Annotated in this window: 29 protein-coding genes and 3 pseudogenes; all 32 read right to left on the bottom strand. The window is 41.0% G+C overall.

The genetic code is table 11. The features are described 5' to 3' along the window. Positions 1-784 (bottom strand): hypothetical protein (locus tag AB5618_RS17260; RefSeq protein ID WP_368366930.1); only part of this gene is annotated, 784 nt, incomplete at its 3' end. A gap of 69 nt (positions 785-853) precedes the next feature. After that, positions 854-3,073 (bottom strand): ATP-dependent RecD-like DNA helicase, encoded by a 2,220-nt coding sequence (locus AB5618_RS17255; RefSeq protein ID WP_148462686.1) that lies wholly within the window; start codon positions 3,071-3,073, stop codon positions 854-856. Between the two features lie 11 nt (positions 3,074-3,084). Next, positions 3,085-3,693: a hypothetical protein gene (locus tag AB5618_RS17250; protein WP_148462687.1), complete on the bottom strand. Its 609-nt coding sequence runs from the start codon at positions 3,691-3,693 to the stop codon at positions 3,085-3,087. Between the two features lie 16 nt (positions 3,694-3,709). Continuing rightward, complete coding sequence (locus AB5618_RS17245; protein ID WP_117853791.1) at positions 3,710-4,291, bottom strand: single-stranded DNA-binding protein; 582 nt, start codon at positions 4,289-4,291, stop codon at positions 3,710-3,712. A 61-nt stretch (positions 4,292-4,352) separates the two neighbouring features. After that, entirely contained in the window at positions 4,353-4,484 is a 132-nt protein-coding gene (locus tag AB5618_RS17240; RefSeq protein ID WP_270414173.1) for a hypothetical protein, read from the bottom strand. A gap of 210 nt (positions 4,485-4,694) precedes the next feature. Then, positions 4,695-4,886 (bottom strand): hypothetical protein, encoded by a 192-nt coding sequence (locus AB5618_RS17235; protein WP_243271374.1) that lies wholly within the window; start codon positions 4,884-4,886, stop codon positions 4,695-4,697. A 191-nt stretch (positions 4,887-5,077) separates the two neighbouring features. Then, entirely contained in the window at positions 5,078-5,353 is a 276-nt protein-coding gene (locus AB5618_RS17230) for a DUF1648 domain-containing protein (protein ID WP_148462688.1), read from the bottom strand. A 59-nt stretch (positions 5,354-5,412) separates the two neighbouring features. Continuing rightward, positions 5,413-5,601, bottom strand: a complete 189-nt coding sequence (locus tag AB5618_RS17225) for a hypothetical protein (RefSeq protein WP_148462689.1) — start codon at positions 5,599-5,601, stop codon at positions 5,413-5,415. Between the two features lie 55 nt (positions 5,602-5,656). Continuing rightward, positions 5,657-6,634: a hypothetical protein gene (locus AB5618_RS17220; RefSeq protein ID WP_148462690.1), complete on the bottom strand. Its 978-nt coding sequence runs from the start codon at positions 6,632-6,634 to the stop codon at positions 5,657-5,659. Positions 6,635-7,022: 388 nt separating this feature from the next. After that, a complete protein-coding gene (locus tag AB5618_RS17215) occupies positions 7,023-7,355 on the bottom strand; it encodes a DUF3784 domain-containing protein (protein WP_148462691.1) in 333 nt (110 codons plus the stop codon). 175 nt (positions 7,356-7,530) lie between these two features. Then, complete coding sequence (locus tag AB5618_RS17210; protein WP_148462692.1) at positions 7,531-7,767, bottom strand: hypothetical protein; 237 nt, start codon at positions 7,765-7,767, stop codon at positions 7,531-7,533. Continuing rightward, a complete protein-coding gene (locus AB5618_RS17205) occupies positions 7,746-8,246 on the bottom strand; it encodes a hypothetical protein (RefSeq protein WP_243271373.1) in 501 nt (166 codons plus the stop codon). Before AB5618_RS17205 ends, AB5618_RS17210 begins: the two co-directional genes overlap by 22 nt. Positions 8,247-8,386: 140 nt before the next feature. Then, on the bottom strand, positions 8,387-9,451 hold the full coding sequence (locus tag AB5618_RS17200) for a sensor histidine kinase KdpD (protein ID WP_148462693.1): 1,065 nt from the start codon (positions 9,449-9,451) through the stop codon (positions 8,387-8,389). Between the two features lie 11 nt (positions 9,452-9,462). After that, positions 9,463-9,972 carry a VanZ family protein gene (locus AB5618_RS17195; RefSeq protein ID WP_148462694.1) on the bottom strand — a complete coding sequence of 170 codons (510 nt, stop codon included), beginning with the start codon at positions 9,970-9,972 and terminating at the stop codon, positions 9,463-9,465. A 16-nt stretch (positions 9,973-9,988) separates the two neighbouring features. Continuing rightward, positions 9,989-10,684: a response regulator transcription factor gene (locus tag AB5618_RS17190; RefSeq protein ID WP_148462695.1), complete on the bottom strand. Its 696-nt coding sequence runs from the start codon at positions 10,682-10,684 to the stop codon at positions 9,989-9,991. A gap of 253 nt (positions 10,685-10,937) precedes the next feature. After that, positions 10,938-11,115 (bottom strand): annotated as a pseudogene (locus tag AB5618_RS17185) (transposon-encoded TnpW family protein); the annotation flags it as partial. Between the two features lie 148 nt (positions 11,116-11,263). Then, positions 11,264-13,675: an ABC transporter permease gene (locus tag AB5618_RS17180; RefSeq protein ID WP_148462696.1), complete on the bottom strand. Its 2,412-nt coding sequence runs from the start codon at positions 13,673-13,675 to the stop codon at positions 11,264-11,266. Between the two features lie 15 nt (positions 13,676-13,690). Continuing rightward, positions 13,691-14,233 (bottom strand): annotated as a pseudogene (locus AB5618_RS17175) (ABC transporter ATP-binding protein); the annotation flags it as partial. Positions 14,234-14,591: 358 nt separating this feature from the next. Continuing rightward, positions 14,592-14,861, bottom strand: a pseudogene (locus AB5618_RS17170) (DUF4314 domain-containing protein); the annotation flags it as partial. Next, positions 14,833-15,579, bottom strand: coding sequence for a hypothetical protein (locus AB5618_RS17165; protein ID WP_161275806.1), 747 nt, complete (start codon positions 15,577-15,579; stop codon positions 14,833-14,835). The gene AB5618_RS17165 and the pseudogene AB5618_RS17170, both read right to left, overlap by 29 nt. Further along, positions 15,573-16,043, bottom strand: a complete 471-nt coding sequence (locus tag AB5618_RS17160) for a hypothetical protein (RefSeq protein WP_161275805.1) — start codon at positions 16,041-16,043, stop codon at positions 15,573-15,575. Before AB5618_RS17160 ends, AB5618_RS17165 begins: the two co-directional genes overlap by 7 nt. 135 nt (positions 16,044-16,178) lie before the next feature. Beyond that, entirely contained in the window at positions 16,179-17,753 is a 1,575-nt protein-coding gene (locus tag AB5618_RS17155; RefSeq protein WP_161275804.1) for a recombinase family protein, read from the bottom strand. Next, entirely contained in the window at positions 17,743-19,434 is a 1,692-nt protein-coding gene (locus tag AB5618_RS17150; protein ID WP_161275803.1) for a recombinase family protein, read from the bottom strand. Before AB5618_RS17150 ends, AB5618_RS17155 begins: the two co-directional genes overlap by 11 nt. Beyond that, on the bottom strand, positions 19,427-21,094 hold the full coding sequence (locus AB5618_RS17145) for a recombinase family protein (protein ID WP_161275802.1): 1,668 nt from the start codon (positions 21,092-21,094) through the stop codon (positions 19,427-19,429). The genes AB5618_RS17150 and AB5618_RS17145 overlap by 8 nt, the downstream gene beginning before the upstream one ends. A gap of 150 nt (positions 21,095-21,244) precedes the next feature. Next, the gene (locus AB5618_RS17140; protein ID WP_195191032.1) at positions 21,245-21,499 is read right to left on the bottom strand and encodes a DUF6870 family protein; all 255 of its coding nucleotides are present in this window, start codon (positions 21,497-21,499) and stop codon (positions 21,245-21,247) included. Beyond that, positions 21,499-22,044, bottom strand: coding sequence for a recombinase family protein (locus AB5618_RS17135; protein WP_025578821.1), 546 nt, complete (start codon positions 22,042-22,044; stop codon positions 21,499-21,501). The genes AB5618_RS17140 and AB5618_RS17135 overlap by 1 nt, the downstream gene beginning before the upstream one ends. A 639-nt stretch (positions 22,045-22,683) precedes the next feature. Then, positions 22,684-23,139, bottom strand: coding sequence for a sporulation initiation factor Spo0A C-terminal domain-containing protein (locus AB5618_RS17130; protein WP_117843860.1), 456 nt, complete (start codon positions 23,137-23,139; stop codon positions 22,684-22,686). 26 nt (positions 23,140-23,165) lie between these two features. Beyond that, a complete protein-coding gene (locus AB5618_RS17125; RefSeq protein WP_117689892.1) occupies positions 23,166-23,522 on the bottom strand; it encodes a helix-turn-helix domain-containing protein in 357 nt (118 codons plus the stop codon). A 278-nt stretch (positions 23,523-23,800) separates the two neighbouring features. Beyond that, positions 23,801-23,980 carry a hypothetical protein gene (locus AB5618_RS17120; RefSeq protein ID WP_118340128.1) on the bottom strand — a complete coding sequence of 60 codons (180 nt, stop codon included), beginning with the start codon at positions 23,978-23,980 and terminating at the stop codon, positions 23,801-23,803. A 95-nt stretch (positions 23,981-24,075) separates the two neighbouring features. Beyond that, positions 24,076-24,708 (bottom strand): PBECR4 domain-containing protein, encoded by a 633-nt coding sequence (locus AB5618_RS17115; RefSeq protein WP_026648508.1) that lies wholly within the window; start codon positions 24,706-24,708, stop codon positions 24,076-24,078. 365 nt (positions 24,709-25,073) lie between these two features. Next, complete coding sequence (locus tag AB5618_RS17110; protein WP_055056047.1) at positions 25,074-25,682, bottom strand: hypothetical protein; 609 nt, start codon at positions 25,680-25,682, stop codon at positions 25,074-25,076. Between the two features lie 187 nt (positions 25,683-25,869). Continuing rightward, a complete protein-coding gene (locus AB5618_RS17105) occupies positions 25,870-26,199 on the bottom strand; it encodes a winged helix-turn-helix domain-containing protein (RefSeq protein WP_055056048.1) in 330 nt (109 codons plus the stop codon). Positions 26,200-26,663 lie beyond the last annotated feature (464 nt).

Raw genomic sequence — 26,663 nt, 5'->3', positions numbered from 1 at the left:
AAACGAAAGGGCAGTTAATGAAAAGTCTCCATACTGCTTTTTCGTTTGCACCACCTTCGATTCTTTCCTTAACGATTATACAGGCATTTGGGGCGTAAATTCCAGAATTAAGGTCAAAGGGCAGAAAACTGTCCTTTAATTTCCCGTTAAAAAACTGGTTACAGTCAAATGGAATCGTGTCTTTTGTTCCGGCCGTAACCCTTTGGTATAGGTTGTCACAGCAGAGGAGGGACATTTTAGGCACCAGCTGCACCAGTCCTTTTTTTAGGGCACGTTTTAACTCTTCATAGCAGGCATGAAACTCATCATCGTAATACCTGCTTTTGGAAACAATACTTGCAAAGGCAAGCATGGCAAGATATTCCTCCCCTGTGGAGCCCCCTTTTAAAACCCCGGGCATTTTTGTTGTATCTCCTCCGTCCGGATCTTTTTTCTTTCTGATCCCACAAAACCTTCCATTCCGGAAATTATAGGTCATGACACAAACTTCTTCATCCAGTGGATATTCCATACAAAAATACCGGATGGAATTTTCTACATTCTGGATCCCGGCAGCTCCCGCCTCCGGCTCTTTTTGTTCCTGCATGGCAATAAGCTTTAAAACAGCAGACAGAGTCGGCGGATGGAGTTTTGCTGATTTACCCTGGGTCCGCGTATTATACTGTGAACAATGGTCTGCTTCATAGCTGATTCTTTTTTTCTTAGTCTCTTCTAAAATCTGCTCAAATTTCTCCGGCAGTGCCAATTGATAGGTCCATGGCTCGTAAAAACAAATTTCCGGCATTTTCATTCCTCCCATAGGAAAAGCAGGGCATGGGAATCTGTTTCCCCATATCCTGCCCTTCTTTGTCCGTTATGCTGATTTCTTTTCCTGTTCCAGATAGGCTTCGTAAATTTTCCGGATCCGGAGCCCAAACATGGTATTGCGTTTACTCAGCGTATCATTCTTAATGGCGATTGCCATTGCTTTTTTACTTCCGACTATGATCACCTTCCGCTTTGCCCTTGTAACAGCTGTATAAAATAGGTTTTTACGGAGCATCCGGTAAAAACTGGTAAGCATCGGCAGAATCACAACCGGGTATTCATCCCCCTGAGCCTTATGGACTGTGATACAGTAGGCAAGATTTAACGGCCATATATCATCATCTGTATATTCCATGATTTTTCCATCCCCAAAATCTACGCGCATGACATTTTTTCCATCTGCCCTGTAGATATTTAAAACCTCTCCCACATCACCATTTGCTACTTCCTCGATATTTTTCAGCTGCATGACAAGATCCTTTTCCCGGTATAAGGTCGTTCCATTTTTGATTTCCGGATAGCCGTACCGTTTCGGGTTTACAATATCCCGAAGAACAGGGTTTAATGCATCTGCACCGGCCCTGGTATCTTTCCGGAGCGGGGAAATTACCTGGATTCCTTCTGCCTGGTTTTCATTTTTTTGGAGTTCCTCCCTATAAAGCTTTTGGATCAGCTCCGATGCCTCTGTATCATCAGCAGCCGGGTAAAACCGGAACGTATCATCAAATACCAGGTTGGTTTTTCTTTCATTGATTTTATCTGCATTCTGGATGATCGTGGATTTACCTTCCTGACGGAAGCTCTCTGTTAATACCGTGACAGGGATCACACCAGATTCGATCATTTCCTTAAATACATTGCCAGGCCCCACAGATTCCAGCTGGTCCTTGTCACCAAGAAATACCATTCGCGCACCATTCTGAACCCGCGACAAAAACTTATCCATGAGATACATGTCGATCATACTGCATTCATCCACAATGATAAGTTCCGCCTGGATGGAGCATTCCTTGCTCCACTCTTCCTCGCCGGCTTCTCCCTTTAAACCTACAGCCTTATGGATGGTCAGAGCCGGATAAGCAGTGCAGTCACTCATACGTCTTCTTGCACGTCCAGTTGGAGCACATAAAAGAATCTCTGCATTTTTGTTAAGTGCTTCCTGGACGGCCATGATAAAACGGATGATGGTCGTCTTACCGCGTCCCGGACCTCCGGTAATAATCGATACCGGATTTTGGAATGCTTCCAGAATTCCTGCTTTTTGTCTGGCATTTAAAAGGATTTTTTCTTTCTTCTGGATATCCCGGAGGATTGTTTCCACGTTTCTTCCCATTCCTTTTTGCAAGCTGAATTTCACAAGGGAAGCAGCTGCCCCAAGCTCTGCTTCAAAGCTTTTTTTCGCGTAGAAGCCTCCTGCATTACACACAAGGGTTCCATCTTCGCGGATCATTTCATTTCCCACATCACGGATGGTTCTTTCTGTTACCTGACCATCTGCACCTTTGTGGTTTAAAAGCCTGCCTGTCCGTGTCAGAACCTGCTCACAGGATAAATATAAGTGTCCTTCCCCCTCAGCCTCGGACATGACATGCAGGATAGCCGCTTTGATCCGCATGGGCTCATCCGGTTTAAAATTCTTTGCTTTTACTGCAATGGGATCCACGGTCAAAAAGCCAAACCCTGGGATTTCACATAAGCGAAACGGGGTGTCCTGAATGATAAGAGGGGCTGCATTTCCAAAATGCTCCTGAATCTGCGTCACCTTCCTTGGTGTCACCCCAAAGGGAGATAATGCTACCATCAGCCGCCGCAGCGTCTCACTGCTTTGATATCCTTCCAGGATTTCCACAAGCTTTTTCTTTGTAATCCCTTTGATTTCCAATAGCCTCTCTGGGTCTTTCTCCAGAATTTCAAAGGTTTTTTCCTTATAATGGTCTACGATCCGTTCTGCGAGTACCGGGCCAATCCCTTTTATAAAATCTGATGCCAGATACGCCTTAATCCCTTCTGTGTTTGTAGGAAGTACCACCTGAAAAGACGATACTTTGTACTGCATCCCAAACTTTCCATCTTTCCAGGTTCCGTTTAGTTCCACTTCAAGCCCCTCCTCTGTTGGAAGCTCATTTCCAACAGCTGTAAACATTCCGTACTGGCTGTTTTTCTGGGTACTTACTTTCTCTGGAAGGGCTTCTTCTGTCACATAGGAGGCAACCGTGTATCCATTGCCTTCATTGTAGTAGATACACCTAAGTGCTTTACATTTCATTTTTTACTACCTCATTTCCAGGAAATCCATAGATAAGTACCAGAAGATCTGACGGTATAACCATCGTTTTTTAACAGCTTCACCAGAGTTTCTCTCGGCCGCCCTGCATAGCCTTTAAAAAAGCCAATACGGTGGTACCCGTTTTTTTCAGGTACCGTACAGATCCCATCCTTATTAACCGCCAGCTCTGTTTTTTTCTCGTAACCTGCTTTCTTCCGGATTGCAGCAAGCCGTTCTTTTCCTTCCTTTTCATACCAAAGTAATGTTTCCTGGCTTATCAGTTCTGGTTCTTCCTTCGTATTTACCGGTTCTGTCCGCGTTTCATCCGGACTTTTTGGAACACTGCCGGACAATTCAGCATGTTCGCATACTTCACCGGGAGCTGATTCTTTTGTTTCAGCATGATGGCATTTTTGTTCATTCTCATTCGTATTCTCCTTCTTCTCATTTAGATATTTGTAACAGCAAATCCCTGCTGCAATTGGAAGGCCAATCGTCAGGCTCTGCACAATAACAGCCAGAAACACAGGCCATAAAAAAGGAGCCAGAAGCAGCCCCATAATTCCGGTAACCAGGCAGGCTTTTTTATGCACCCGGCACCATTTTTCTACCTGTTCCATTTTTCCTCCTTTACCATCAGCAAAAATCATCCATAGCTTCACCGCCTGCGTTCATGAACTGCTCGTCTACGCTATAACTGTCTTGCGAATGTTGGCGTGAAGGCTGTGCGTTCTGGGTTCTGTTTCCGGTCCGGTTTGTCTTATTCTGATTACTGTTTTGGTAATAAGACGAATTCTGGTAAGAGCTCCTCTGATTGAACCGCCCTGTAGCATTCGAACTGCTGTTTCTTGATGACTGTGAGGAACTGTTGCGACCGGTATGCCCCTTTTGACTCTCACCTTCGCCCTTACTGTCGGCAAACTCAATATCGCTCACAATAAGTCTCATTCCATATACTTTTTCTCCCCTGTCATTCGTATAGTTATCATTATGCATCTCGCCTTCTAAAGCGATCCTTTTTCCTTTTTGAAAATACTTGCCTAAAAACTCTGCTTTGGTTCCAAATGTAACACAGCTGAAGTAATCTGCATTTTGGTCACCTTCCTGTCCATATTTTCGGTTAACTGCAACCCTGAAATATGCTGCTGTCTTTTTTCCTTCTGAAGCAACCACTTTAGGGTTCTGTACCAGGCAACCGATAAGTATGATCTTATTCATATAAATGCTCCTTTTCTTTTGGATAGCAAAAAAGACATTCAGAATAACTTCCAAATGTCCGTTACCAGATTCTTTCTTTTCGTTTCACCAGTTCTTCTGGCCTCCTTTCTTTTCTGATTTTTTGTTTTTCCTCCTTTCCGGGTATTGATCCGTATTTGTTTTTTGCAACAAAAAAAGGCCACTTAGAATCCATTCTAAATGACCTTATCCATCACAAAAGGCAGGAACCATGTCCCTCATAATTTTTCTTTCGGGCTTCCCCGAAACAAGAACTTCTTACCTGTTTTTACAGGTACAAATACAAATCTCAAAGTCATAATAACACAAGATATAGTATGCGTCAACAATTCATTTTCTGTATTTTGTGTTATAAACAATATGTTTTTCATTTTTACCACAAGAGTCAAATTCTTGCCAAAAGTTCGGTTGGTATAAATACTATAACTTTACTTTTGGTAAAATCCTTCAGATTTCTTGTCATGATATAATCTGCATGAACAGATTCCTCCGTCGCACTCTGCACTGCAAATTCAAAAATCAGACTCAATTTACGAAATATCTCTTCAATCTGATCTGGTGTCAGCTGTTTTCTCATCACATACATCATGTTTGAAGTGGATTGCAGAACACATACCTTATTGTACGGATCCACAAAAACCAGATAGTAAAGCCTCAATCAATATCCGCAAAAATTTCTGCCAGCGCCATACTGATATTCGGGAATTCTTTTAATGTGATTACGGTATCTGCATTATAATGCGCTTCCTCTGGAACTTGACATACCCCTCAATACTCATACATCTGATATTGACCAACTGTTAGCCAAGTCTTCGAATGCATCAGAACATACTTTACACTTTTTATACCACTCAAGATCGTAACTGTCAGAAGAAGTATCGGCATTAAAAAAATTTCCATCTTATTGCCAAAATCATCTGCTGCTCCATTTCCAGCAAAGTGAACGGGAATAATCTCCGGTAAGAAAAAGAAGCTTATTATTGCAATCGTAATGCCAGCGATGCAAATTCCCCATGTTAATTTCCTGCTGCTTACACCATCCATAACAGTGTCCTCCTCTCATATGTTAGATACTGGTACTTACTCAAATCCCTCTAATAAGCTTATTTTTTGAGCAATTCTATAGCAACCCAGCATGTAGCTACTGTTTGCATCAGAAAAAAGAAATCACACACAAATTTCATTCCAAATTTCAGAGAAGAGCCTCCAATCAATCCAAAGCCTATGCAAGTCGCCCCTATGCTGAATATCAAAGCCAAAATAGAAATAAATATTCTATATTCTTTTTTCATATCCCGTTTTCCCCCCTATATTAAATTGTTGATTAAAATTTAAGGTTTCGTAGTTCTATTTTACATAAAGAATATGCTGCCTTGCCTCATCTGGTATGATATCTAATAAATATGTTTCATTAGAAGAAATTTTTTTAAGAAGTCTTTCCGGTAATTTTCCTTCCTTACCTTTTGCTATTGGCAAAAGTACCTCATACATAACCGTAGGAATTCCAATAGAATATTTTTCTCCCTCATATGCGAGTGAACCAAATGTCCAGTTTTCCTGTTTCTCTGGACGCAATTCAATAATTAACTCAACAATAGGCAAATAATGATATATTTGCAGGAAACTTAAATTAACTTCAATCTGTTCCATTCCACCCTCTGGGTCTTTTTCCGTTATCTCTATTCTCTTTCCTGTTACGGTCATTACAACTAAAGAGTTTTTTGGAGGTTTTCCATTTATCCTATCTATTGATTTTGCTTGAATATAACCACGTTCCATAGCATTTGAATCATAAGCGCTATAACCTTTTGATTCGAAAACACCATAATAACGGTTCGAATTGTTTATTGCTATTAGATCCGGTGATTTGTATGTAGTTTTACCATTAGCTGAAAAAAATCGATGTTTTTTTATGAGTGGATGTGAACTAAAGTTTGATATCATCGATAAGTGAACCATATACTCATAACCATATTTTTTCTTTCCCAGTACAGTGATAAGTATCATTCCAATCCAATAATTAATTGCACCAATTTCTGTACTATCCAAATAGACTTTTCTTGCAGGATCGAATAAAAGTTCTCCGTTTGGCAATAAAGCAACATATGTTTCAAACAGTTTAATTTTGAAATATATCTCCTCTTTACGATTTCTTTTGTTCGCCTTGTTCAAATATATATCTGGCATCCCAGCTGACACAATAGCATCCATTAGTTCCACTCCGGTAAATGACAATGTTCCATTGCTTCTTTTATTGTGGTCAGAAATTTTTCCAGGTTCCAGATACAACTCTATATAGTAAATATCTCCGCGTTTTATCTTCATCGCCTGATTCCTCGCAATTAATCGTATTCAAATTCAATTAGTTTCCATATCTACATAAAGCATATTTTTCAAAGAATTGAAAATCTTAATATTCGTAAGAAACAATAATCTTTCTGCAAAAATCACAATTATAGGCAGCTATGCGATCTCCAGATATCCTTGCTACTAACTCTGGTTCCGTATTCAACCGCAAACTCTCAGAGCCTTCTTTCCACTCCAGTCCTGCCCTGCACCGACCGCATGCAACTGGCCTTCACGCATTTTTCTTTCACAATATGGACATCTCATGTTCACGTTATCTCCTTTAAGTAATTAAAACTCCTCTTGTTCCCGAGAATTATCCTGTTCCTGGATAGCTTGTATATCTTCTTTCGCATATAATTTTTGCCTAAATGTTCTTTTCTATTTTTTCTCGTTTCATACGTTCTTTCATCAATAAAACAAATTGAACGGTCCATATTACACACGCTGCCAAACACCCGATTCCACTGTATAATAAATCTATGGCTGCACAGGCTACAAATGGCAGTGCCATCCACATCATCCGATTTCCATATACTCTGCACATTTCTTTTTCATCATACTGTTTTCGTTCTTCCGTAGATTTCATATTATAGCCAGACAGAAAAGCAGCTGCCTTTCCATTTGATTTTACAAAGCTGATTTCAAATAAAAACATAATCACTGCCATTCCCAAATCAAAGATAACACAGAATCCCATTGCAGACACCTCACTTCCCACTTTGGCCATCAAATAAAAAAGCCAAACACAAAAGTAAAACTTATTATGTTTGGCTGGGTCAACTTGTTATTTTTTTATCACTTCTTATGGTTGTATTATACTATATATTTCTCTATAGTGAAACAATTTTTTATATTATTTTTTATTTTAATATTTATATTTCTACTATCATCAATTTTTCAGATATTTTCAAGGCATAAACTATACTATTATCACTATTAGCTACAATATTTCCAGAAAATCCATCATAGGTCTGTGTTGCCACAAAGAAACGCTGGCTCTGAAAATCAAAGCCGTCGTTCCAAATTGTCTGCTTTTTCTTTTGCCGTCGCACGGCAGATAACCAATTCGTTCTATTTTGAACTTCTTTTATGCTACCTGATGTCTGCAATAGGAATGAATCGCCAAGAATGTAAATACAAATAATTCAATTCCTGCCGAAATCAAAATAACATGCGGTGTCCAGAAACTCATTCCACCGATATTCAGATAATTGAAATTTGCAAGCTGAGAAAGGAAATTGTTCTGCATACCAATTCCGGCAGATGGAAGTATGGTAGAGAGCCATGTTGCTCCTATCGCCACATAAGCAAAAAGCGGCATGAGAAGAACTACAATAGAAATCAGCAAAACTGTCAATGTGTCTTTACATTTTGCAGACAGGAACAACGTACAGCTAACCGTTGCTAATACAGAAAGTAAGCCCGCTGCTGCAAGAATTATCTGCAACTGCCCCAGATTGATGTTTGGCAGGTTAATGATAGAGTATAGCATCTGAAACGATGTTTTTAAGCAATCCGTCCCGAACGCTGCATCTAAAATCAGAATGTGTACCGTAATCCCGACAAGGAAAGTAACAACGAGTTCCATGCTTACACTCCTTTCTTTTGCTTCGGCTGAACAATAAAAAGCCCTTGTTCGATAATCATTGTACCGAACAAAGGCTTTTCAATCTCAAAAATCACACGCTTAAATTCCTAAGTAATTCCTAAGATCACATTCTTATTTTCCTAAGCGGAAAGGGGTAATATAATCACAAAGTCTATGGTTTCGTTTTGACTGGATGCAGTAATCTTTCCACCATGTAAATGTATAATTTCTTCCGCAATAGAAAGACCAAGCCCCGCACCACCTGTATTGGAAAGCCGGGCTTCATCCAACCGATTGAATTTCTCAAATATACTGTTAAGCTGTTCCTGTGGAATTGTTTTTCCACGATTTTCAAAAGTGATCTGTATATCATGCTCTAACCGTTTGGCGGATATAGTGATCTCTGTCTGCGGGTAGCTATATGACGCTGCATTTCGTAAAAGGTTACTGAAAACTCTCGCCAGCTTTTCGGGATCAGCGTTCACATATAAGTTGTCCTCCGCAGTAAATACCGCCGTGTTGCTATTTACAGAGAGTGTCGGGTATATTTCATCTATTACCTGCGCAATCAAACAATGTAAATCTACATTTTCTTTTTTGATAATGACCGTATGTGCATTGTACTTGGTAATTTCAAAAAGCTCATTGATAAGTCTTTCAAGGCGCTCTGCTTTGTCCAACGCGACCTTCACATACTTTTCCTTTTGCTGCTCAGGCATATCAGGGGCTTCATGGAGCAGGCTCAAATAGCCGATTACCGTTGTGAGAGGGGTGCGTATATCATGTGCCAGGTACATGACAATTTCATTTTTCTTTTCTTCTGCCTGCTTTGCAGCCTGCTTGCTTAACAGAACAGACATTTTGATCTGATTGAGCTGTTCCTCCAGTTCTTTCAACGGATCAGACAACGATACGGTATGGCTGTTCTGCTCATAGACCGTTTGGGTTGCGTCAATTACTTCATCCAGATAGTCCCACGGCTTTTTCCAATAGTAATTGAAGATACATACAAAGCCTATCACCAGATACAGAATAAACAGCGGACCAAGCCGCCAATAGAGCCATGCAAAAATACCGTTATCAAATTTTGAAAAGATGTAGTCCAAGATAAGGGTCAAACCATATCCAACAACGGTATAAACCAGCAATGATAGGTATAGGCGCACTTTAAGGCGCTTTTCTGTTACCATTTCTTTATTCGACATGAATACACCTCCTACCGATTAGCAAACAAAAGAAAGCCAAGCAGGCCAATCACGACAACACTTACTATGCCTGCCAGAATGGAAAACAGTCTGTTTGCTTTTATTCTATTTCCGATTAACCGGGCTGCTATCGAATATACAGCAAGTCCCAAAAGACCGCCTGCCGTATTTGTGAGTACATCGGTAATATCCGACCGTCCGACTGCTAAGATATACTGCATAGTTTCTAATAAAAAACTTGTTCCAGCAATCAGCATGAATTTCACATATAATTTTGTTCCTGGCAGAAGCATTTGAAGATAAATCCCCATAGGCACAAATATCAAGAAATTATCGAGCACCTCTGTTAAGTGAAATGCTGCTCCAATTTCCTTGTCATAGTGAAAAGGAATTAAGTTTATACTTCTTATCTTGTCCAGATCACTAATTGAAAATTGTAATTTGAAAAGTATGATCCAAACCAAGAGTGCCAGATAAATTAAGAATAAAATGGTTACGAAGCAATTTGATTTTCTCTTCATAGCGTTCTCCTTTCGCTTAAATTTTGTAGCCGACACCCCAAATTGTTTTAATATACTGCGGAGTATCGGAAGTATCGTTCAGTTTCTCGCGCAGATGCCGGATATGCACAGTAATTGTGCTGCTGTTTTTAGAGTAGTATTCATCTTTCCAAACCGCATGAAACAGTTCCTCAATGCTTACAACATTTCCAGCACTTGACAAAAGGACTTGGAGAATAGAAAACTCTGTCGGGGTTAGAGAAACAGATTCCCCATCCAACAAACATTCGTGGGTTTGAACATTCAAGCACAATTTGTTATAGGAAAGTTCCGATGGAACTTTCTCTGTGATGATACCGGGCGAATATTTCTTGTAACGTCTTAACTGCGCTTTCACTCTGGCAACTACTTCAAGTGGGCGAAAAGGTTTTGTCACATAATCGTCCGCGCCCAATGTCAGCCCCGTTATTTTATTCGTTTCCTCAATTTTAGCCGTTAGCATTATGATTGGATAAGTGTATTTCTTTCGGATAAGCTGGCAAAGTGTAAAGCCGTTCATATCCGGGAGCATAATATCCAGAATGGCAAGATCAATGTCACCGCTTTCAATACACGACATGGCATCCGTTGCGCAGTAAAATTTATAAACGACGTAATTTTCGTTTTTCAAGTAGACCTCCAACAGATCCGCTATATCTTGCTCGTCATCTATAATCAATATCTTTTCAGACATATTTTCAACTCTCCTTTTTGCTTGTACTCGATTAAGTATAACAAATACAGCATCTAAATTCACAATGGATTGCCTGAGAAATTATTAAGATTTTCCTAACTTTCAAATTTGGGCAACTCAAAATCGCTAAAGCAGATGATATATCGTTTTTTATGTATGTATTATACATCTAAAAACGTTTCGTCATATAATTCCAGAAACATTTTGTCAAGGACTTTTTCATTAAATTTACATTAAATTTACAAAAAGCTCGCATCTGCCGCACCTCGTTTTTCAGCATCCGTTTGATTTTGTCGCTCATGGTTTCGGTGCTGGTGGTGCTGAAATGTACGCGCACCTTTGTAGGTTGTCTTTCCAATCTTCCGTACCAGCGCCGGGACGTTCTGCTCCGTCTGAACGGTCGTTGTATGGGGTGTATTTTCAATGTTCATCTACATAGCTTTCTATAGGTGACACGATCTCTTTTGCCGCCGTTCTCGTTGCCGTCGCGTTTTCCTTCCTGAAGTTCTTTCTGGCAAAAATGAAAAATCAGCAGAACAGCATTTATCGAGTGTTCCGCTGATTTATTATCATTTGTGTTTATTCTTCGCGAATGGCAGATAAAATTCCGGTTTTCCTTAATTCAGCTTTTGCGTATGCCGTGAAAATCATATAGATAACTACCATTGCAGCAATAAGTGCTATGAGGAACAGCCACGGTAGTTTTAATGATATACAATGATTTACTGCCTCCAAACGCTGGCAAGCTATGATACTGATAAGTGTACCCAGCGCAAGTGACACTGTCAGCGATCCACCTAGGTAGATACCAATTTCTCGGCTCAACATAGCTTTTAGCTGCTTTTGTGTTGCCCCGACAGCTTCCAGCAGACCAAATTCCCGTTTTCTATTCTGAAAATCAACCATCAACATATTCATAAGGCTGATACCGCCAAATGTAAACAGGATCGCTGCTGCCATGTATAGTGCCTTTATCGATGAACTGTACCGATACTGAATGTTTTTAATCGTCTGCTCAATCGTATTGACCGATATTTTTCCGTTTTGCTCTGCAATTTCCTGAACAACGTTCAGGACTTCGTCAAAATGATCGGGCGTGACCGTAAGTGCCAAGATACCAGTCTGTTCCGTTATACCTGTCAGATTCTTTGCCATATCGTACGTCATCATAAAATACGGACTGCCTGGAACAACCGGACTACGTTCCATCAAATCGGTTGGGTTATAGGTGCCTACAACAACTGCGTCAACATTAAATGTGCTGCCATCTGGAGAACGCCCTTCCAATTGCAAAGTGTCGCCAACATTCGCAATGTTTTCGGATACCAGTATTCCATATTTTTCAGTCATAACATCGTAATCTGCTGTTCCAGACGATAGAACTGCTTGCTTTTCTGCCAGTTGTTCACGATTTAAGGTCGGGAAATCGTTCATAATACTGGTAAGGGAACCACTTCCGCCGGGAAAGGTAATAGACATCTGGACGCTGTTAAATGCAGTTACGCTTTCTATTCCGGCAGTATTTTCTAAGTTGTGCCGCAGTGTTTGACTTTCAAGCGGGTTTTCTTCCAGTTGCAGTTTTGAACTTCCGTACGGCTCAGATTCTTTATCAAACGAACTTTCAACGTGATTCTTCACCTGCAAAAGAATACTGCCAGCAGGATAGTATTTGAAAGCTGCCTGTTTTTCTGGATCGATAGAACCTGCAACTGTAGATGCACCCAGCAAAAGCGCACCGCTCACACCCAGCATTACTAACGTCAAAATAGCTTTTTGCCGATTTCGTTGAATATTGATTTTTGCAAGATTGTTAGGTGACAGCTTGCGATGCAGCTTTGAACTGACCTTTGCTTTCCCGGAATAGGCAAGGTATCTTGCGCCCTCAACGGGAGAAGTGTTCATTGCGACTCGAACCGGCTTGAAAATTGCAATATTCACCATTACAATGCCCACTATAGCAATCAGTACCGCATAGACCGTCGCCGTTTTGATTTGAAATCCCTTCGGATACGCAGCGAACCCAATCAGCAAGCCAGCAATTAGTCCAAGAGGAATACCAGTAAAAGCATACCGGAGTCCTTCTTTTTTTGCCATCCGTTTTATTTGCTTTTTTGTCATTCCAATTGTCTGCAGTTGGCCGAACAACTGCACGTTTTTCGCAATCTTTGTGTAAAAGACACCATATATAATCGTTGCAGCCAGCACAGCAGTCAATGCAGCCAGCAGAGGGATAGGGAGTTGAATGCCGGACTGAATAACCCCCGTCATAACGGCAGAATACTCCGTAAGATATATCTGATCTTCTACAATGCCAGTGTTTTCAATGATTTTATCCGTAAAGTCAAGGATGGCATCAGACCGGATTGCATCTGTATTCAGACGGGTATATGCTGTTACTTGAAGGTGATCCATCAGGCTCATGGCGAGATCTTTGCTCAGATAGACAAAATACCCATTGCTCTTGCAATCCTCGTTCAAAATGCCTGAAAGTGTATATTCTGCTTCATCCCCCGTACCGGTCACATCAAAAGTAATGATATCGCCGGGACGATATGATTCTCCCAAAAAGTCAATATAATTTTGCGGGAGCATGATTTCATTTGCCTTTTGTGGGATGCTGCCTTGTAAAGACATTTCCTCCTGATGCGTAAAATAATCTTCGCTCCCATAAGCAACCGTAATTGTCTTATTGCCTGAATAAGATAGTCCGATTGCAGCATACTCGCCAATCCATTGAACGTCTTTACTTTGACGCAAACTGGATAGCTGGTCGTCGGTTATTCCCAGAATTGCGATCTGCGCTTTAGTGCGCTGTGTATTCTTAAACTCTTCCTGCGCACCTGCGGATATTAAAATGATTGAAAAAATCATGCAGACAGAAAGCGCAATCGTAAGGAGCAAAAAGGCTTTGCTTCGCTTATCTGCTTTCCTGCTCCGTTTGGCCAGCTTATTTGTGATAGCACTGGTATCATTCTCAAAAGGCCATGTCATACTGCGTCATCCCCCTTATCCCACGATTTTTCCGTCCTCGATGCGGATAATACGATCTGCAAGGCGGGCAATATCATTGTTGTGCGTAATCATAACGACCGTCTGCTTGAACTCAGCGCTGGTGCGCTTGATAAGTCCCAATACCTCGGCGCTGGTCTTGCTGTCAAGGCTGCCCGTCGGCTCATCGGCAAGCACGATAGCAGGTTTGGTAATCAGAGCCCGGGCAATCGCTACGCGCTGCTGCTGTCCGCCGGAAAGATTATTCGGCAATTTTTTCAGTTTATCTTCCAAACCTAACAAATAAACAATCTCGTTCAAAAATCTCTTATCCACTGTGTCGCCGTCCAATTCGACAGGCAAGACAATATTTTCATATATGTTCAGAATCGGAACGAGGTTGTAATTCTGAAAAATGAAACCGATGTTGCGGCGACGGAAAATAGTGAGTTGTTCGTCATTCTTCTTTGCCAATTCCTCACCGCGGACGATCACGGTTCCACTGGTGGGCGTATCCAGTCCCCCCATCATGTGAAGCAACGTGGACTTGCCCTATCCTGTCAAGTAATATCCAAAAAAAATTGTCGATTTTTGCAATTAAAAGAAACCATTCTTATCGCTTCTTCTGTACTGGAAAAGAATTTTTCCTTTCCAACTCCTGTCCTTGCATTTCCATCTTTTTTATGAAGATGTGCTGCTGACTGTCAGTTTCATATTGAATTGCCACACCAAGATCTTTTTTCATAAATGCAGCAACTCCCATATCCGCAAGAACCTCCTGCCCTTCTTTCTCCTGAAAGCTGATTTTAGGGAAAGCCTCGGATAATTTTTCTGTAATATACAGTTCCATTTTTTCCAAACTCTCAAATGGCATAGCCTGTACTCTTTGTAATATCTCCTGCAAACGTTCCTCTCTCATAATACATCTGCAATGATCTACACCAAATACCATAGCAAGGCTGTGTCCGCAATCCCAGGATACATGAATCTGTCCGGCATCATCTACAAACTGTACGGTTCCTAAATCACCGGGACTCAGTTTTACATACGGATCAGCCTCCATATCTTCCAACTCTACCCGACACCCCGGTGGGTACATATTTCTTAACACAATTCTCTCCGCATTACTTATCACTGTTTTCTTCCTTTCTCCAATCCGGCTACCGTCCCAAAGATTTCTCTGGAACATTTCCCTCCAATAAATGCTCTCTTTCTTTATTCCATTCCAGCACCTTTTCCATAGCAGCTTCCAACTGATCTTCTACCGGTTCTCTTGTATAGGTTCTATATTCCTGAAAATATTCTTCCAAAGTGTTCTGCTGTATCTCCAGTTCCTCTTTATCATAACAATCCGGCTCTTCCAGTTCCTTCAACTCCTGCAAGATTTCCCAGCATTCCAAAACTCTGTCTATCTCCCGCATTTCAAGCAGATAAGATAAAAATGTTTCCTCTGGCATAATACTGAAATAGCACCGATCAAACCATTGCTCAATATACATGCGTTCATCAGAACCATTGGTATGTGTACCACAAATCAAATCTGCAACAAAGTTTTCAAACAGTTCACCAATTGATAGCCCAACTTTTCCAGACTTCCTACAGAGCTCTTCTACCTCATCTTGATACAACCTGATAGAAACAATTCGCTTCAGGCTTTTTTCATAGGGGTCTATATCTTCCCCTGTCTCGCAGAAATGCAGATATGTATCCGTATAAATGTTTTCCATATCGCAAAATCTCCGGCTCATTGCCACATAATCCTTACTTTCCCGGTCCCATTCCAGTCGGTAATGATGTTCCCTTGCATGTTCCTCTAAATCTTTCCGTATAATATTTCTGGTTGCTTCCGGCAACTCTGCAATAAAAATGCTTGTATCTGGAACTGCTAATACTCTTTCTTTTACCACATTTGTCCTCCCTGTTTGTAAACATTCCTTGCCGCCGGCTGGTTTCCCAATACGTCCATATAGAGGATAATTCCCTGCGGGTCCAGATGTACGGTCATAAATTTCTGTATTTCCTGTAACAGAGCATGATCGGAAAATCCAGCCGGACAACCAATAAAATCCCTGATTTTTTCTACAATGTCCGGTTTACGGAACTCCTGCAACACCAAAATCGGAATCGTGTGCTGCCCTCCCATAGCATCATAGGGCAACGCTTTCCGCAATTCTTCTAAGAGATGCCGGTAATAATCAACTACCACCTGGTCTGTTTTCCAGGACTTTTCCTCACAATCCCGGAGTAAAAAATCATACCCTTTTTTTGCCTGTTCCATTTCTTTCAGGATTTCTACTGCCTCCACAGAGCAATACCCTTTCTCTTCTATCAGTTCCATCAGTTCTTCCATAGAATATGTTTCAAGATACATGGCTCTTCCCCCATCTTCTTTGCCAAATTTTCTCCTAATACAAAGAAGAGGAAGACACCGCAGCGTTTTCCTCCTCTTTTATGAAATCTCCTTTACTGGAATCCAGGACAATAAGCTCTCCTGGTTCTTTCTTTTTTATCCTGCTGTTTCCAGAAATTCGTCCCTGTATTTCCATACAATTTCAATATGTTCCGGATCATAAAAATTTATGACTTCAATCAGCTCATGCAGAACTTCATAAGATAGCTCTTCTAATCCCTGATATTTTACAAAAAGTTGTAATCCTTCTGATTTCTCCTTTTGTTTTTCCTCCTCCCCTTTTAAAATTCTTGCTTCTATCTCCTGTATCTTTTGCTGATAAGCTGCTATTTTCTCCATACAAGTTTGTTTTCGTGCCAGGTAGTCCTTCAGGGAAATCTGTTCTTCTGCATATTGTTCATACAGTTCCATTTTCTCCTGTTTACAAAGTGCCAATTTCTTTTCATATTGCTTTTTTCGATATCGGAGTTTCGGAATATTCAAAGTCTGATTGGCTTTCTTTAACTGCTTTATGGTATCCTCTGCAAGGGCTACCTGCTGTCTTATCATAATTAGCACCAGTTCTTCCAACTCTTTCTGCTTATATTTCTTTGGATAACAGGAAGCATTGGGGGCTGTCGTAACACTTTTACAATAAATCGGCTTTTCTTTGTATTCTGTCCGTATCCGCATTTTCCGACCACAATGCCCGCAACGGATCAAGCCTGCAAAAATATTCTCAGAAGACGGTGTAGACCCATGATATTTTCTGTCCTTCTGTACCATGTCCTGGATCTCCTGAAGCTCCTGTTCCGTTACAATCGCTTCGTGTCCTCCTTTTACGCAAATCCAATCCTCTCTTGAAATATATCGGTACTCTCTTTTTGACGGAACCCTGGTTTCTGTTTTCCCTCTTACCGTCAGTCCTGCATAAACCGGATTAAACAAAATCAGCTTTACTAAATTTCCGTCCCAGAATTTCACAGATTTCTTTGCTTCCGGCGCCCAGCCTTTCCTTTGAAGATATACGGTAGGTGTTTCAACTTCTTTTTTATTCAGGTCCCTGGCAATGTCTGCATAGGTCTTTCCTTCCAACCTTTGGTCGAAAATCCCCCTTACAACGGAAGCTGCCTCCATATCCAGATGAAGTTTTGTATGAACACCGTCATGGAAGCAATATCCGTATGTTGGGATTGAACCATGATATTGTCCCATTTCAGCCTGTTTCCTCATAACTTTTTTGATATTGTCGGAACAAATCTGGGGATAAATCCCATTGATCAGGTTCTTAAATTTAATCTCCGTATCCTTTCTTTCGGAAGGTTTCTGGCTGCTGTCATAAAAATCATTGATTGAAATGAAACGCACCCCAAGGAACGGAAATATTTTTTCGATATAGTTTTGTGTTTCTATGGTATCCCTTCCCAGGCGGCTCAAATCTTTGACAATGATACAGATCCGTTTTCTCCTGGTAATCAGCCCCATCATGCGCTTAAATTCCGGGCGGTCAAACGTTGTACCGCTGTAACCGTCATCTACAAAGAAGAAAAGCTTTGCCCCTGCAAACTCCGGCTGGTTTTCTACAAAGTGCTGAATTAAAAGCCTTTGATTTTTAATGCTGTTGCTTTCCTCCATTTTTTCTTTATCATCTCTGGAAAGACGCAGATAAGCAAAAACAAAATCACACTGCATACGGAAGACCTCCTTCCATATTGTCCAGTTCTTTTTCCAGCTCCTTTTCAAATAAATCCCCAAACCAGAACACGATTTCCACATAGTCTTTGGAATATACCGTAATCTTTTCAATAAAACGGTCCGCAATTCCTTTCTCTATCTTCTGAAATCTTTGGTACTTTAGAAGTTCCTCTGTCCAATCCATTCTTGCCTTCACCTGATCTAACAGGTGCTGTCCACGAAGCTGTATCTGCTTCATATTCTGCCTGGCTGCTTGCTGTTCTTCCTGATAGATTGATTTAATCTCCTGATATTCCTTGCAGTCCAACAGCCCGGTAGCATAATGCTCAAACAAGGTTTCCAGTTTTCTTCCATATTTCTCATACTTCTGTCTGGCATTTTTTATTTTTTCTGCTACCTCCTGCTCCAGCTTTTGATAAAACTCTGCACCATAGGTTTTCTTACTTTCTACAGCAAGCTGGATCTGGTAGCGGAGTGCTGCCTTGACTGCCTGATTGATGTAGATTTCATTCACCGTCCGGAAACATTCCGTATGATCGGTAAGGGAAAAGGAAGGGCATTTATAAACCATATATTTGTGTTTCTCATTGCCTCCGCTCCTGCTCCTTCCAAGACGTCTTCCGCAATGCCCGCAGAAAATCCTTCCCTTAAAAGGGCCATCTGCCCCCTGTTTTTCTTTTGGGTTTGCAGCCCAGTTATCCAACGTATCTTTCCAGCGTTCCTTTGCAATTTCCTGTGCTTTCTCATAAATCGCCCGTTCCACAACTGCTTCCCAGGCATTTTCACACACTTCCCACTGCTCTTTTGGTATCATCTGAAGGGGAATATTCTGCGCAAGCATCTGTTTTGTTTTCCCATAAACAGCAGCACCTATATAAACGGGGTTCTGTAAAATCTTCCTGATACCGTCTGATCTCCATAACCGCCTTTTTTCCGGCTCCTTTCCCTGTTTCCTTTTCTGGTAGCTGTCCTCCGGTCCTAATACCTTTCTGCCATTCAGTTCCCTTGCTATATCATAGCTTGACATTTCTTCAAACACATACCAGTAAAAAATCTGCCGGATTATTTCTGCTTCCTCTGGTTCCGGCACCAGCTTCTTACTGTTTTCCTCTGCTCTTTGGTATCCATAAGGAGGTCTGGAACCCCAAAACTCTCCCCGTTCCCTGGACAGCCGGTGCGCCTGTACCAGTTTCTCTGAAACTTCCCTGGCATAATAATCATTCATAAAGTGTTTCAAAATATTGGTGGTCCTGTTTTCTACACAAGCTGGGTTTGCGCTGTCATATTCGTCCATAACGGAAACAAACCGGATATTTAAGGTTGGGAAAATCACATCAATCAAATCTACAGCATCTAAGGCGTCCCTTCCAAAACGGGCAAAATCCTTTACAATGATGCAGTCAACCTTTTTATTTGCCACATCTTCCATCAACTCTTCAAATGCGTCCCTTTGGAACGTTGTACCTGTCACACCATTATCCGCATAGACTTTTACCACCAGCATTTCCGGGTGTTTCTTTGCGTAGTCTTCACAGATCTGTTTTTGGATATAAATGGAATCCCTTCTGCCATGCCCTCCGTCCTTTTCGGAAAGCCTTACATAAATATAGGTTCTCAGATACTTAACTTCTGGCTTGCTGCTTTGTCTTCTCTGTCCTCTTTTGCTTACCTTAGGCACTTGCTTCCGCCCCCTTTCCTTTCAGGAAGGCTTCCACACGCCGGTCCGGCTTTGCCCTGTTTACCGTTTCCAGCAGTCCCAATACCTTTTCAAATTCATCTTCAAACCAAAAATGAATGATAATGCGCTTCTGTTCATATACCTCAATCCGCTTGACCAGATTTACCAGCATTAAGCGGTCCACTTCCGTCCGGTCCCGGTATTCCAGAAAATATTCCAGCCACTCCTGCTGTTTTTCAAGGGTTTCCTGCAAGTTTCGGATTTCCCTTTGCTGGCACTCCATTGCCTGCCGGATTTCCTCTAAAGACTGGTCATACTTTGCTTTGAAGGTTTCAAATTCTGTCCGGTCCAGGATTTCTTCTGCAAAACTGTCATACAGTTTTACTTTAATGTTTAAAATCCTCTGGCTCTCCTTTTCCAGCATCTCCAGTTTTTTGTCTTCTTCCAAAAGCCGCTGTCTTGGGATTGAGGCAGTTTTTACATACGCCAGTATCTCTTTCAGCTCCACCAGAACAGAAATATAATGCAGGATTGCCTCTGTCACAGCTCCTACCAGTTTTTTCTCACTGATACTATGGGAACTGCACTGCTTTTCATAAAGGGAAGTCGAACATACATAATAGTGGTGGACTTTATCCGGGCTTTTCAGTACCATGCTTTCTTTACAGTCCCCACATTTTACCAGGCCGGAAAGAAGCGCCAGCCCCTTTGCACCCCTCATGGTATCCATTTTCATCAGGTTGCCTACCACTTCATATTGATGTCTGTTGATAACCGGCTCAAAGGCATTTTCATACCGTATCCACTCGGCTTCCTCTTTGTGGATCACAACCTTTACTTTATGGTTTGGCGTTGTTGTTTTTCCCTGTATCAGCACTCCGGTATAGCGTTCATCAAGAAGGATACGGCGTACCATAGTTGGCATCCAGACCGGTTTTTCCGTCAAGCGGAACCCTGTCTTTAATTTCTGTTTTAAATATACCTGCTTATACCGAAGAGGCGTCAAGATCCCACGCCGGTTTAATTCTTCGGATATATCCGTTAGGCTGCAGCCCTGCATTTTCATGTGGTAAATATCCCGTACAACAGAAGCAGCCACTTCGTCCATAACTAGCTTATGTTTATCCTCTTCGGATTTCAGATAACCATAAAAAGCAAAAGGCGCTACACACTGCCCGGCTGTCATTTTGACATACAAATGAGAGCGCACACTTTTGGAGGTATCCGCAGGATAAAGGTCATTGATTAAACTTTTAAATCTCAGGGTAAGGAAATCACGATTTGGCGTGAGGCTGTCATAATTGTCATTGACAAGGATCAGGCGCACACCCATTTTCGGCAGGATACGTTCCACATACTGTAAAACACCGGAAAAGTCCCTTCCATAACGGGAAAGGTCTTTGACAATAATACAGTCTGCTTTCCCCTCTTCCAGCATACGCAGCATTTCCTGAAAACCGGGGCGGTTAAAGTTTGTGCCGGTATATCCATCATCTACACATTCTTTTACCACCTGAATTTCAGGGTGGCTCTTTAAGAAGCTATGGATTAGTATCCTCTGGTTTGATATGCTGTCGCTTTCCCTGTTATCACCATCTTCGTCAGAAAGGCGCAGGTAAACAACCGCACGATAGATTTTTTTAAGTATTTGATTTTTCATTGTATTCGCTCCTATCATTTAGATTCGTCAGCCGATTCCCTAAATGATAGAGGCTACTGGGTCCTTGCCATCATCCTACCATAGTCCAGAAGGTTTGTCCACCCTGTAATCTGCCAACAATCCGCTTTGTTCCCTATCCCTGTCGTGGCTTTACCATTTCATCTGCACAAGGCTTTGCATGGCTTCCTCTATGGTACGGTTGGTAGAAGCAAACCCAATCTTTATGGTGATCCCCTTATATTTCAGAAAATAAGGGTTCTTTCCGGACTCCAGGATTTCCCGGATCTTCTCCGGTTTGCTCTTTTTTACATCAATATTCAGTTTCTCTACATCTTGTATCTCTTTCGGGTCAATGTCCTCAAATGTCATTTCCCTCATCTTCAGCAGTTCTGCCCGCGAGAGCATTATATCCTTTCCCTAGTACAGCAGCTGCACAGATACGCATCTAACTCCTGCTCAAACTGTTCCTGTTTCTCCCAGGTGTGCATTAAATACTGTTTCAGTCTGGCATAATCTAAAATCCCATAACCGATACAGTCTATCTGTACCTGGAAAGACTGGAGCATTTCCATTGTCTGTAAAATTTCTTCCGGACAATAGGATAACCTGCTGAGTCCGGATACCACAATCACATCAATCATGCCTTTTCGTGCAAGCACTGCCAGCCTCTGCCAGTTTTCTTTTTCTATGGAATAATCACACCCTACACCTTCCAACAAAGTAACCACCTGGTATGTCTGCTGTTCACAGTAATGTAGGCTTTTTTCTTTTTCATAATACAAAAGCCCGGCACAGGGAATGGGAATATCCAGATACACTGCCGCACGCTGGGGAATATTCCTATTTTCTATCTCTTCTTTTCCTTTGCAGATCCATGTAGGAAACAGCATTCCTCCCTGAAAGATCTCTTTATCTTCTGAAAACAGTTTCTGTAACCTCTCTCTCTTCATTGCTCTGCCTCCTCTTTCTTTTGCTCCTGTTTTCATTCCAGGGCTATAAGGAAACCTGTTGTTTCCCCATAGCCCTAAAATGAACCTGTTTCACACACCATACCGGCAGGGCTTTCCCTGCCAGCATGATTTTTTCATTTTCTCACCCCGGTGTGAACGGGAGCATGTAGGACCGGCCCGGCTGGCCGCCTGACACCCTGCAGCCCCCTTTCTCGCTACAGCATGTCCCAGACGCTACCCTGGTTGCAGTGTTTTTATGCAAAGGTATCATTATCATTCGGCTTTCAGGCTGCCTGCCACCAACAGCCTATGTCTGGGCGCTGCTCACACTTTTCCTTCATCTTCTACGATTCCTTGTTTGATCCGCTTCTTTTCTGCCTTACCTGCTGCCACTGCGGACAAATGTATCTTCGCACAGCTCATGACCCTGCATCACACAAAATAGAATGTGCCGAAATGTTTTGTGTCCTTTAAGATATTTCTATATTTTAGCGTCAGAAATGACACGTTTGTTTCAAAAAAATATCACCATACCGATATTCAGTTTTCAAGGTTCTCTCCGGCTGAAAACATCAGCCTGCCAAAAGACACCATAACCCTGATGTGTTTTGGCAGACTGTTTTCTGTCTGCATTTCTCTTTATTTCTTTAACCGGATAATCATATCTGCCCAGAATTCTGTGTATGCCTGCCGCATTAACTCCAGAAGCCGGGCTTCGGTAATTCCTGTAATTACATTTTCTTCTTTCTTTTCCGGTTTTGGTTCCTGTACTTCCAGTGCTTCTTCCCGTATTTTCATCGTAAGCATGGATAAGGAAGGGGAATTGGCACAGTTGATAAAACCGATATAATGGTTCACCACATCATAATCACCTCTGCAACTTCGGACAATATCAAACGCATGACGGATTGCCCGTTCTACCCTCTGTCCTGTCGTGCCATGTTGCTGGGCCACCTTAAAATACAGATATGTCGTTTTAATCTTGCTGTCTTCTTCCAGAAGCAAAACACCGTCTACGATATAACCAAATCCTTTTACATTGGCAGGCATTCCCATTTTAAATAATACTGCTTCCACCTTTTCTCTTGATAACATTTCCCTTTTCCTCCCTATCTGTATTCTCACTTCCTGCTGTCTTGCTGATATTTCTTTAGCCCTTTCTTAATTCCCTCTATGGAATAAATCAAAAGGCTAGTTTCCCTTTCATCACAATCCTGTACCAGATACCAGATTTTTTCTTTCAGCATCATATCTTTTTTCGCTGTCCCCATGTGTATAAAGTGTTCTTTTATGGGAATATCCATAGCTTCCAACAGCCGGATATAAGTTTTCATTCCCATAAGTCTGGCATGTGTTTCAATCTTCGCCAGATGTGATACGGAAATATCTGCTTTCTCTGCAAGCTGCTCCTGAGTCAGTCCCCTGGATTCCCGCAAGGCTTTTATGGCATCTGCTACAATATAAAGTTCATTCTGCATTCTTTTATCTCCTCGTTGATTACAGGCTCTATTATAATTACAAATCCTTTCCCTGGTAATGGACTATGGAGGCAAGATTTCCCAGTTTCATTACCATTTCTTTCCTTTTTGGGTTTTAGAGATTTATTATATCTGAACGAGTTGAAAACGATTTTTGCACCATTTACGAAAAAGCACTGCATTATCTCTTCAATTAGGCATAAAAAAGGAGAGAACGTCACATATCGACTCCTCTCCAATAGCTTCTATTCATCTAAGATATTTGCCAATACATAGGCTTACTTGTTTTTTCTTTCCAGGAACCTCCGTATCTCTTCCACACTATCTAATATGGGAATGAACGGGGCAGACGGGCTGCATACTGGATCTTGACTGGACAGTTCCAGTGCATTAATAAATGCTTCTGCCTTTTTGGGGTCTTCAATCACAAGCTCTGTAAGGATACTTGATGTAGCCATATAGAAAGCACCTCTTTTCTCTCATATCTTAAAAAATTCTTTCGTAAGAAGATCCTGCAGTATTTTCTATACGCCAAGACCTGTACTCTCCATTTTTATTTATGTAGTAAAGTTTGATCCAGCATGTTTTTAATTTCATCTGGAAGACCGTCTACCGTTGCATTTTCATCTAAAAACAGTAAATTTGTATATTTTTTCGCATCATTCGGCGCTGAAAAAATATGAGTTACTGTATATGCTGTTCTACTTTTAGAAAAGCAATCTTCATCTCGCAGCGATTCTACTACAAAGCAATCGCCCTTTTGCTGCCCCTTATCATCATACTCTTTATTTAAGCATAGAGTAAAATTAAGATCTGTTGTGCCAAACTTATAAGTTCTCGTGTCTGTGACAATCTCTTCCAGCATAAATCCTTCTGAGCCAGCCAGCATTGCAATCTGTCCGATATGCTTAATCTTACGCTTACACAATGAAAAAGGGTGCTGCGGTGTAAAAAATATCTGCGAAGCCTGAAGCATTTTTTTTGCTGCATAACTATAAAACTTTTTTGCTGAAAGGTTCGTGGCCACACCTGTCAAGTGCCTAAAATTGGCAGCTTTATAAAGCACCTCAATATATCTGCCTTCAAATACATATAGAAATCTTTTACCTACTAAATGCTTCCTATACAGATCAGCAGCTACTTTAATCTCCTGTACAATTTTCTCTCTATCCTGTTGTTTTCCCATCTATCTTTTCCCAATCATCACTATAGTATAAAAAAACAGCACTGGACAACTTTTTTGTTATCCAGTGCCCATAATCTTAAAAAGCGGTTTTATGCTGGCTGTCAGCCGCGACATCCTTCCGAATGTCTAAAATGTCGCCGGTATCATTGAGTCCCCGGCGCGGACTCACCGTATCTCCCTGGTGTGGGCGTAATACCCTTCCGAGTATCAAATAGTCCCAGTAATTACCCTGCCCGGGCACAGTACAGCTTTTACGTGCCGCTACACGAAACCTTTTGGCTTAATTATATTATATGCGATACCCTAAGAAATATCAATAGTTTCCACAAAAAATTGATTGGTTGTATCTTATTATAACCCGTTACTTACCGTTTCAATAAACGCTCCCTAGAAGCTGTATCCAATACTATTTTATGAAAATCCAGCATTGCGTGCTCTTGCATCAGTTTCTCACCAAGTTTCACAAGAGGATTGGTTTCCCATTCCGAATCAATTCCTGTTTGATGATAGTATCTTGCATAAGCAAATCCCTCAGCTACCGCATCTGAATTTTCAAATATTCCCACTATTGCATCTGTAAACTGTACAATGATTGAGCTCCCAAAAATCCCCTGCAATTCTTCCGCATTCGCATCATCATATTTCTCTACATCAAAAGACAAAGAGAAATCATACGTATTCTCTTTTCCGTCTTCTGTTTCATAAGAAATTGTTCCAAAAATATCTCCCTTGCCAGACGGAAGTTCGATTGACTCTGAAAGCTCTAATTCATATTCAATGTTATTGAACACTGTCGTTGCTTCAAACATTTGTGATATACAGGTACCTTCTTTTTCATAAATATCTTTCTGTAAAAAGGAAATAGGATTATACTCCATATTTTCCCATATCTGTTTTCCCTCCACTGTCCGTTTACACAAGGAATCTAAAAGCAACATCATTGTTTCCTGATCTATTTCTTCATATACGTTCATAGTCAGCCTCCTTTTTCTTTGGATAGTCCACAAAAGCTCTGTAAGAGTTTATCTCAATTTCTAGTTACAACGTGATATTTAGTCAAATGACGTATGTACGCGCTTTCTTATAGTTGCCAATATTATATGGCGTATCTCCCAAAAATTCAATCAGAATATAAAAACTTTTACTCACACTATCCTGCCTTTACATCTTTTTTAGTCTATACCCTACATTGATCAATGTTTCTATAATATCATGCCCCATCTTTTTTCGTATCTTCCATACTACGTGTTCCACTGTTTTGTACGGAATCTGATCATCATAATAATTACTCTCCCAGACCGAACAATAGATATTCTTCTTTGGAATAACCCAATTTGGCCTTTGGGCTAAAAGATACAGAACTTCAAATTCCCTGGGCGTTAAATCTATTTCCTTTCCTTCGTAAATAACCTGATAGGACATTGGATTTAACTGCAGTTTTCCATCGCCCAAAACTACATTCTCTTTATATTCTGGAAAAACATACTTCATCTGTATGCCTCCTCTTGATTTATAAATTTCTAACTGTTCCCATTCCAGAAAGAAATACCGAACGAAATATCCAACATCCGGCACTTTTTTAGTTATTTTTACTTTTTACATAATTTCTATCTCTGCCATCTTTTCTATAATTGTGAACTTCCTGAAAAATTAACTCTCATTTTCTAAAAATAGTTTATTTCAGCCGTTTACAGTGAATTTTATAAATTCCTCGTAGAGTTAATTAACTCTCAGAATTTTACTTTAAATCCGATGGAAACATTGAAAACACTCAGTTGTTTCAATCGAGCGTTAATTTTCACAGAAGTTCACAATAATATGAATATGCTTCTTACTTTTCAGATTAGATATGTTCCGTTTTATGCAAGCGCCTAATTTTAAAGTTGTGCATATCCACCGAATATTCATCCTATAAATAATTGTTGGGAAATGTTAGAACAGCAGCATTTCTCTCT

The sequence above is a fragment of the Ruminococcus sp. J1101004sp1_RTP21198st1_B9_RTP21198_201120 genome (assembly GCF_040924245.1).
GTDB lineage: Bacteria > Bacillota > Clostridia > Lachnospirales > Lachnospiraceae > Blautia_A > Blautia_A faecis.
Note: the sequence above shows the minus strand (reverse complement) of the source record. Positions and strands in the feature narration are given on the sequence as shown.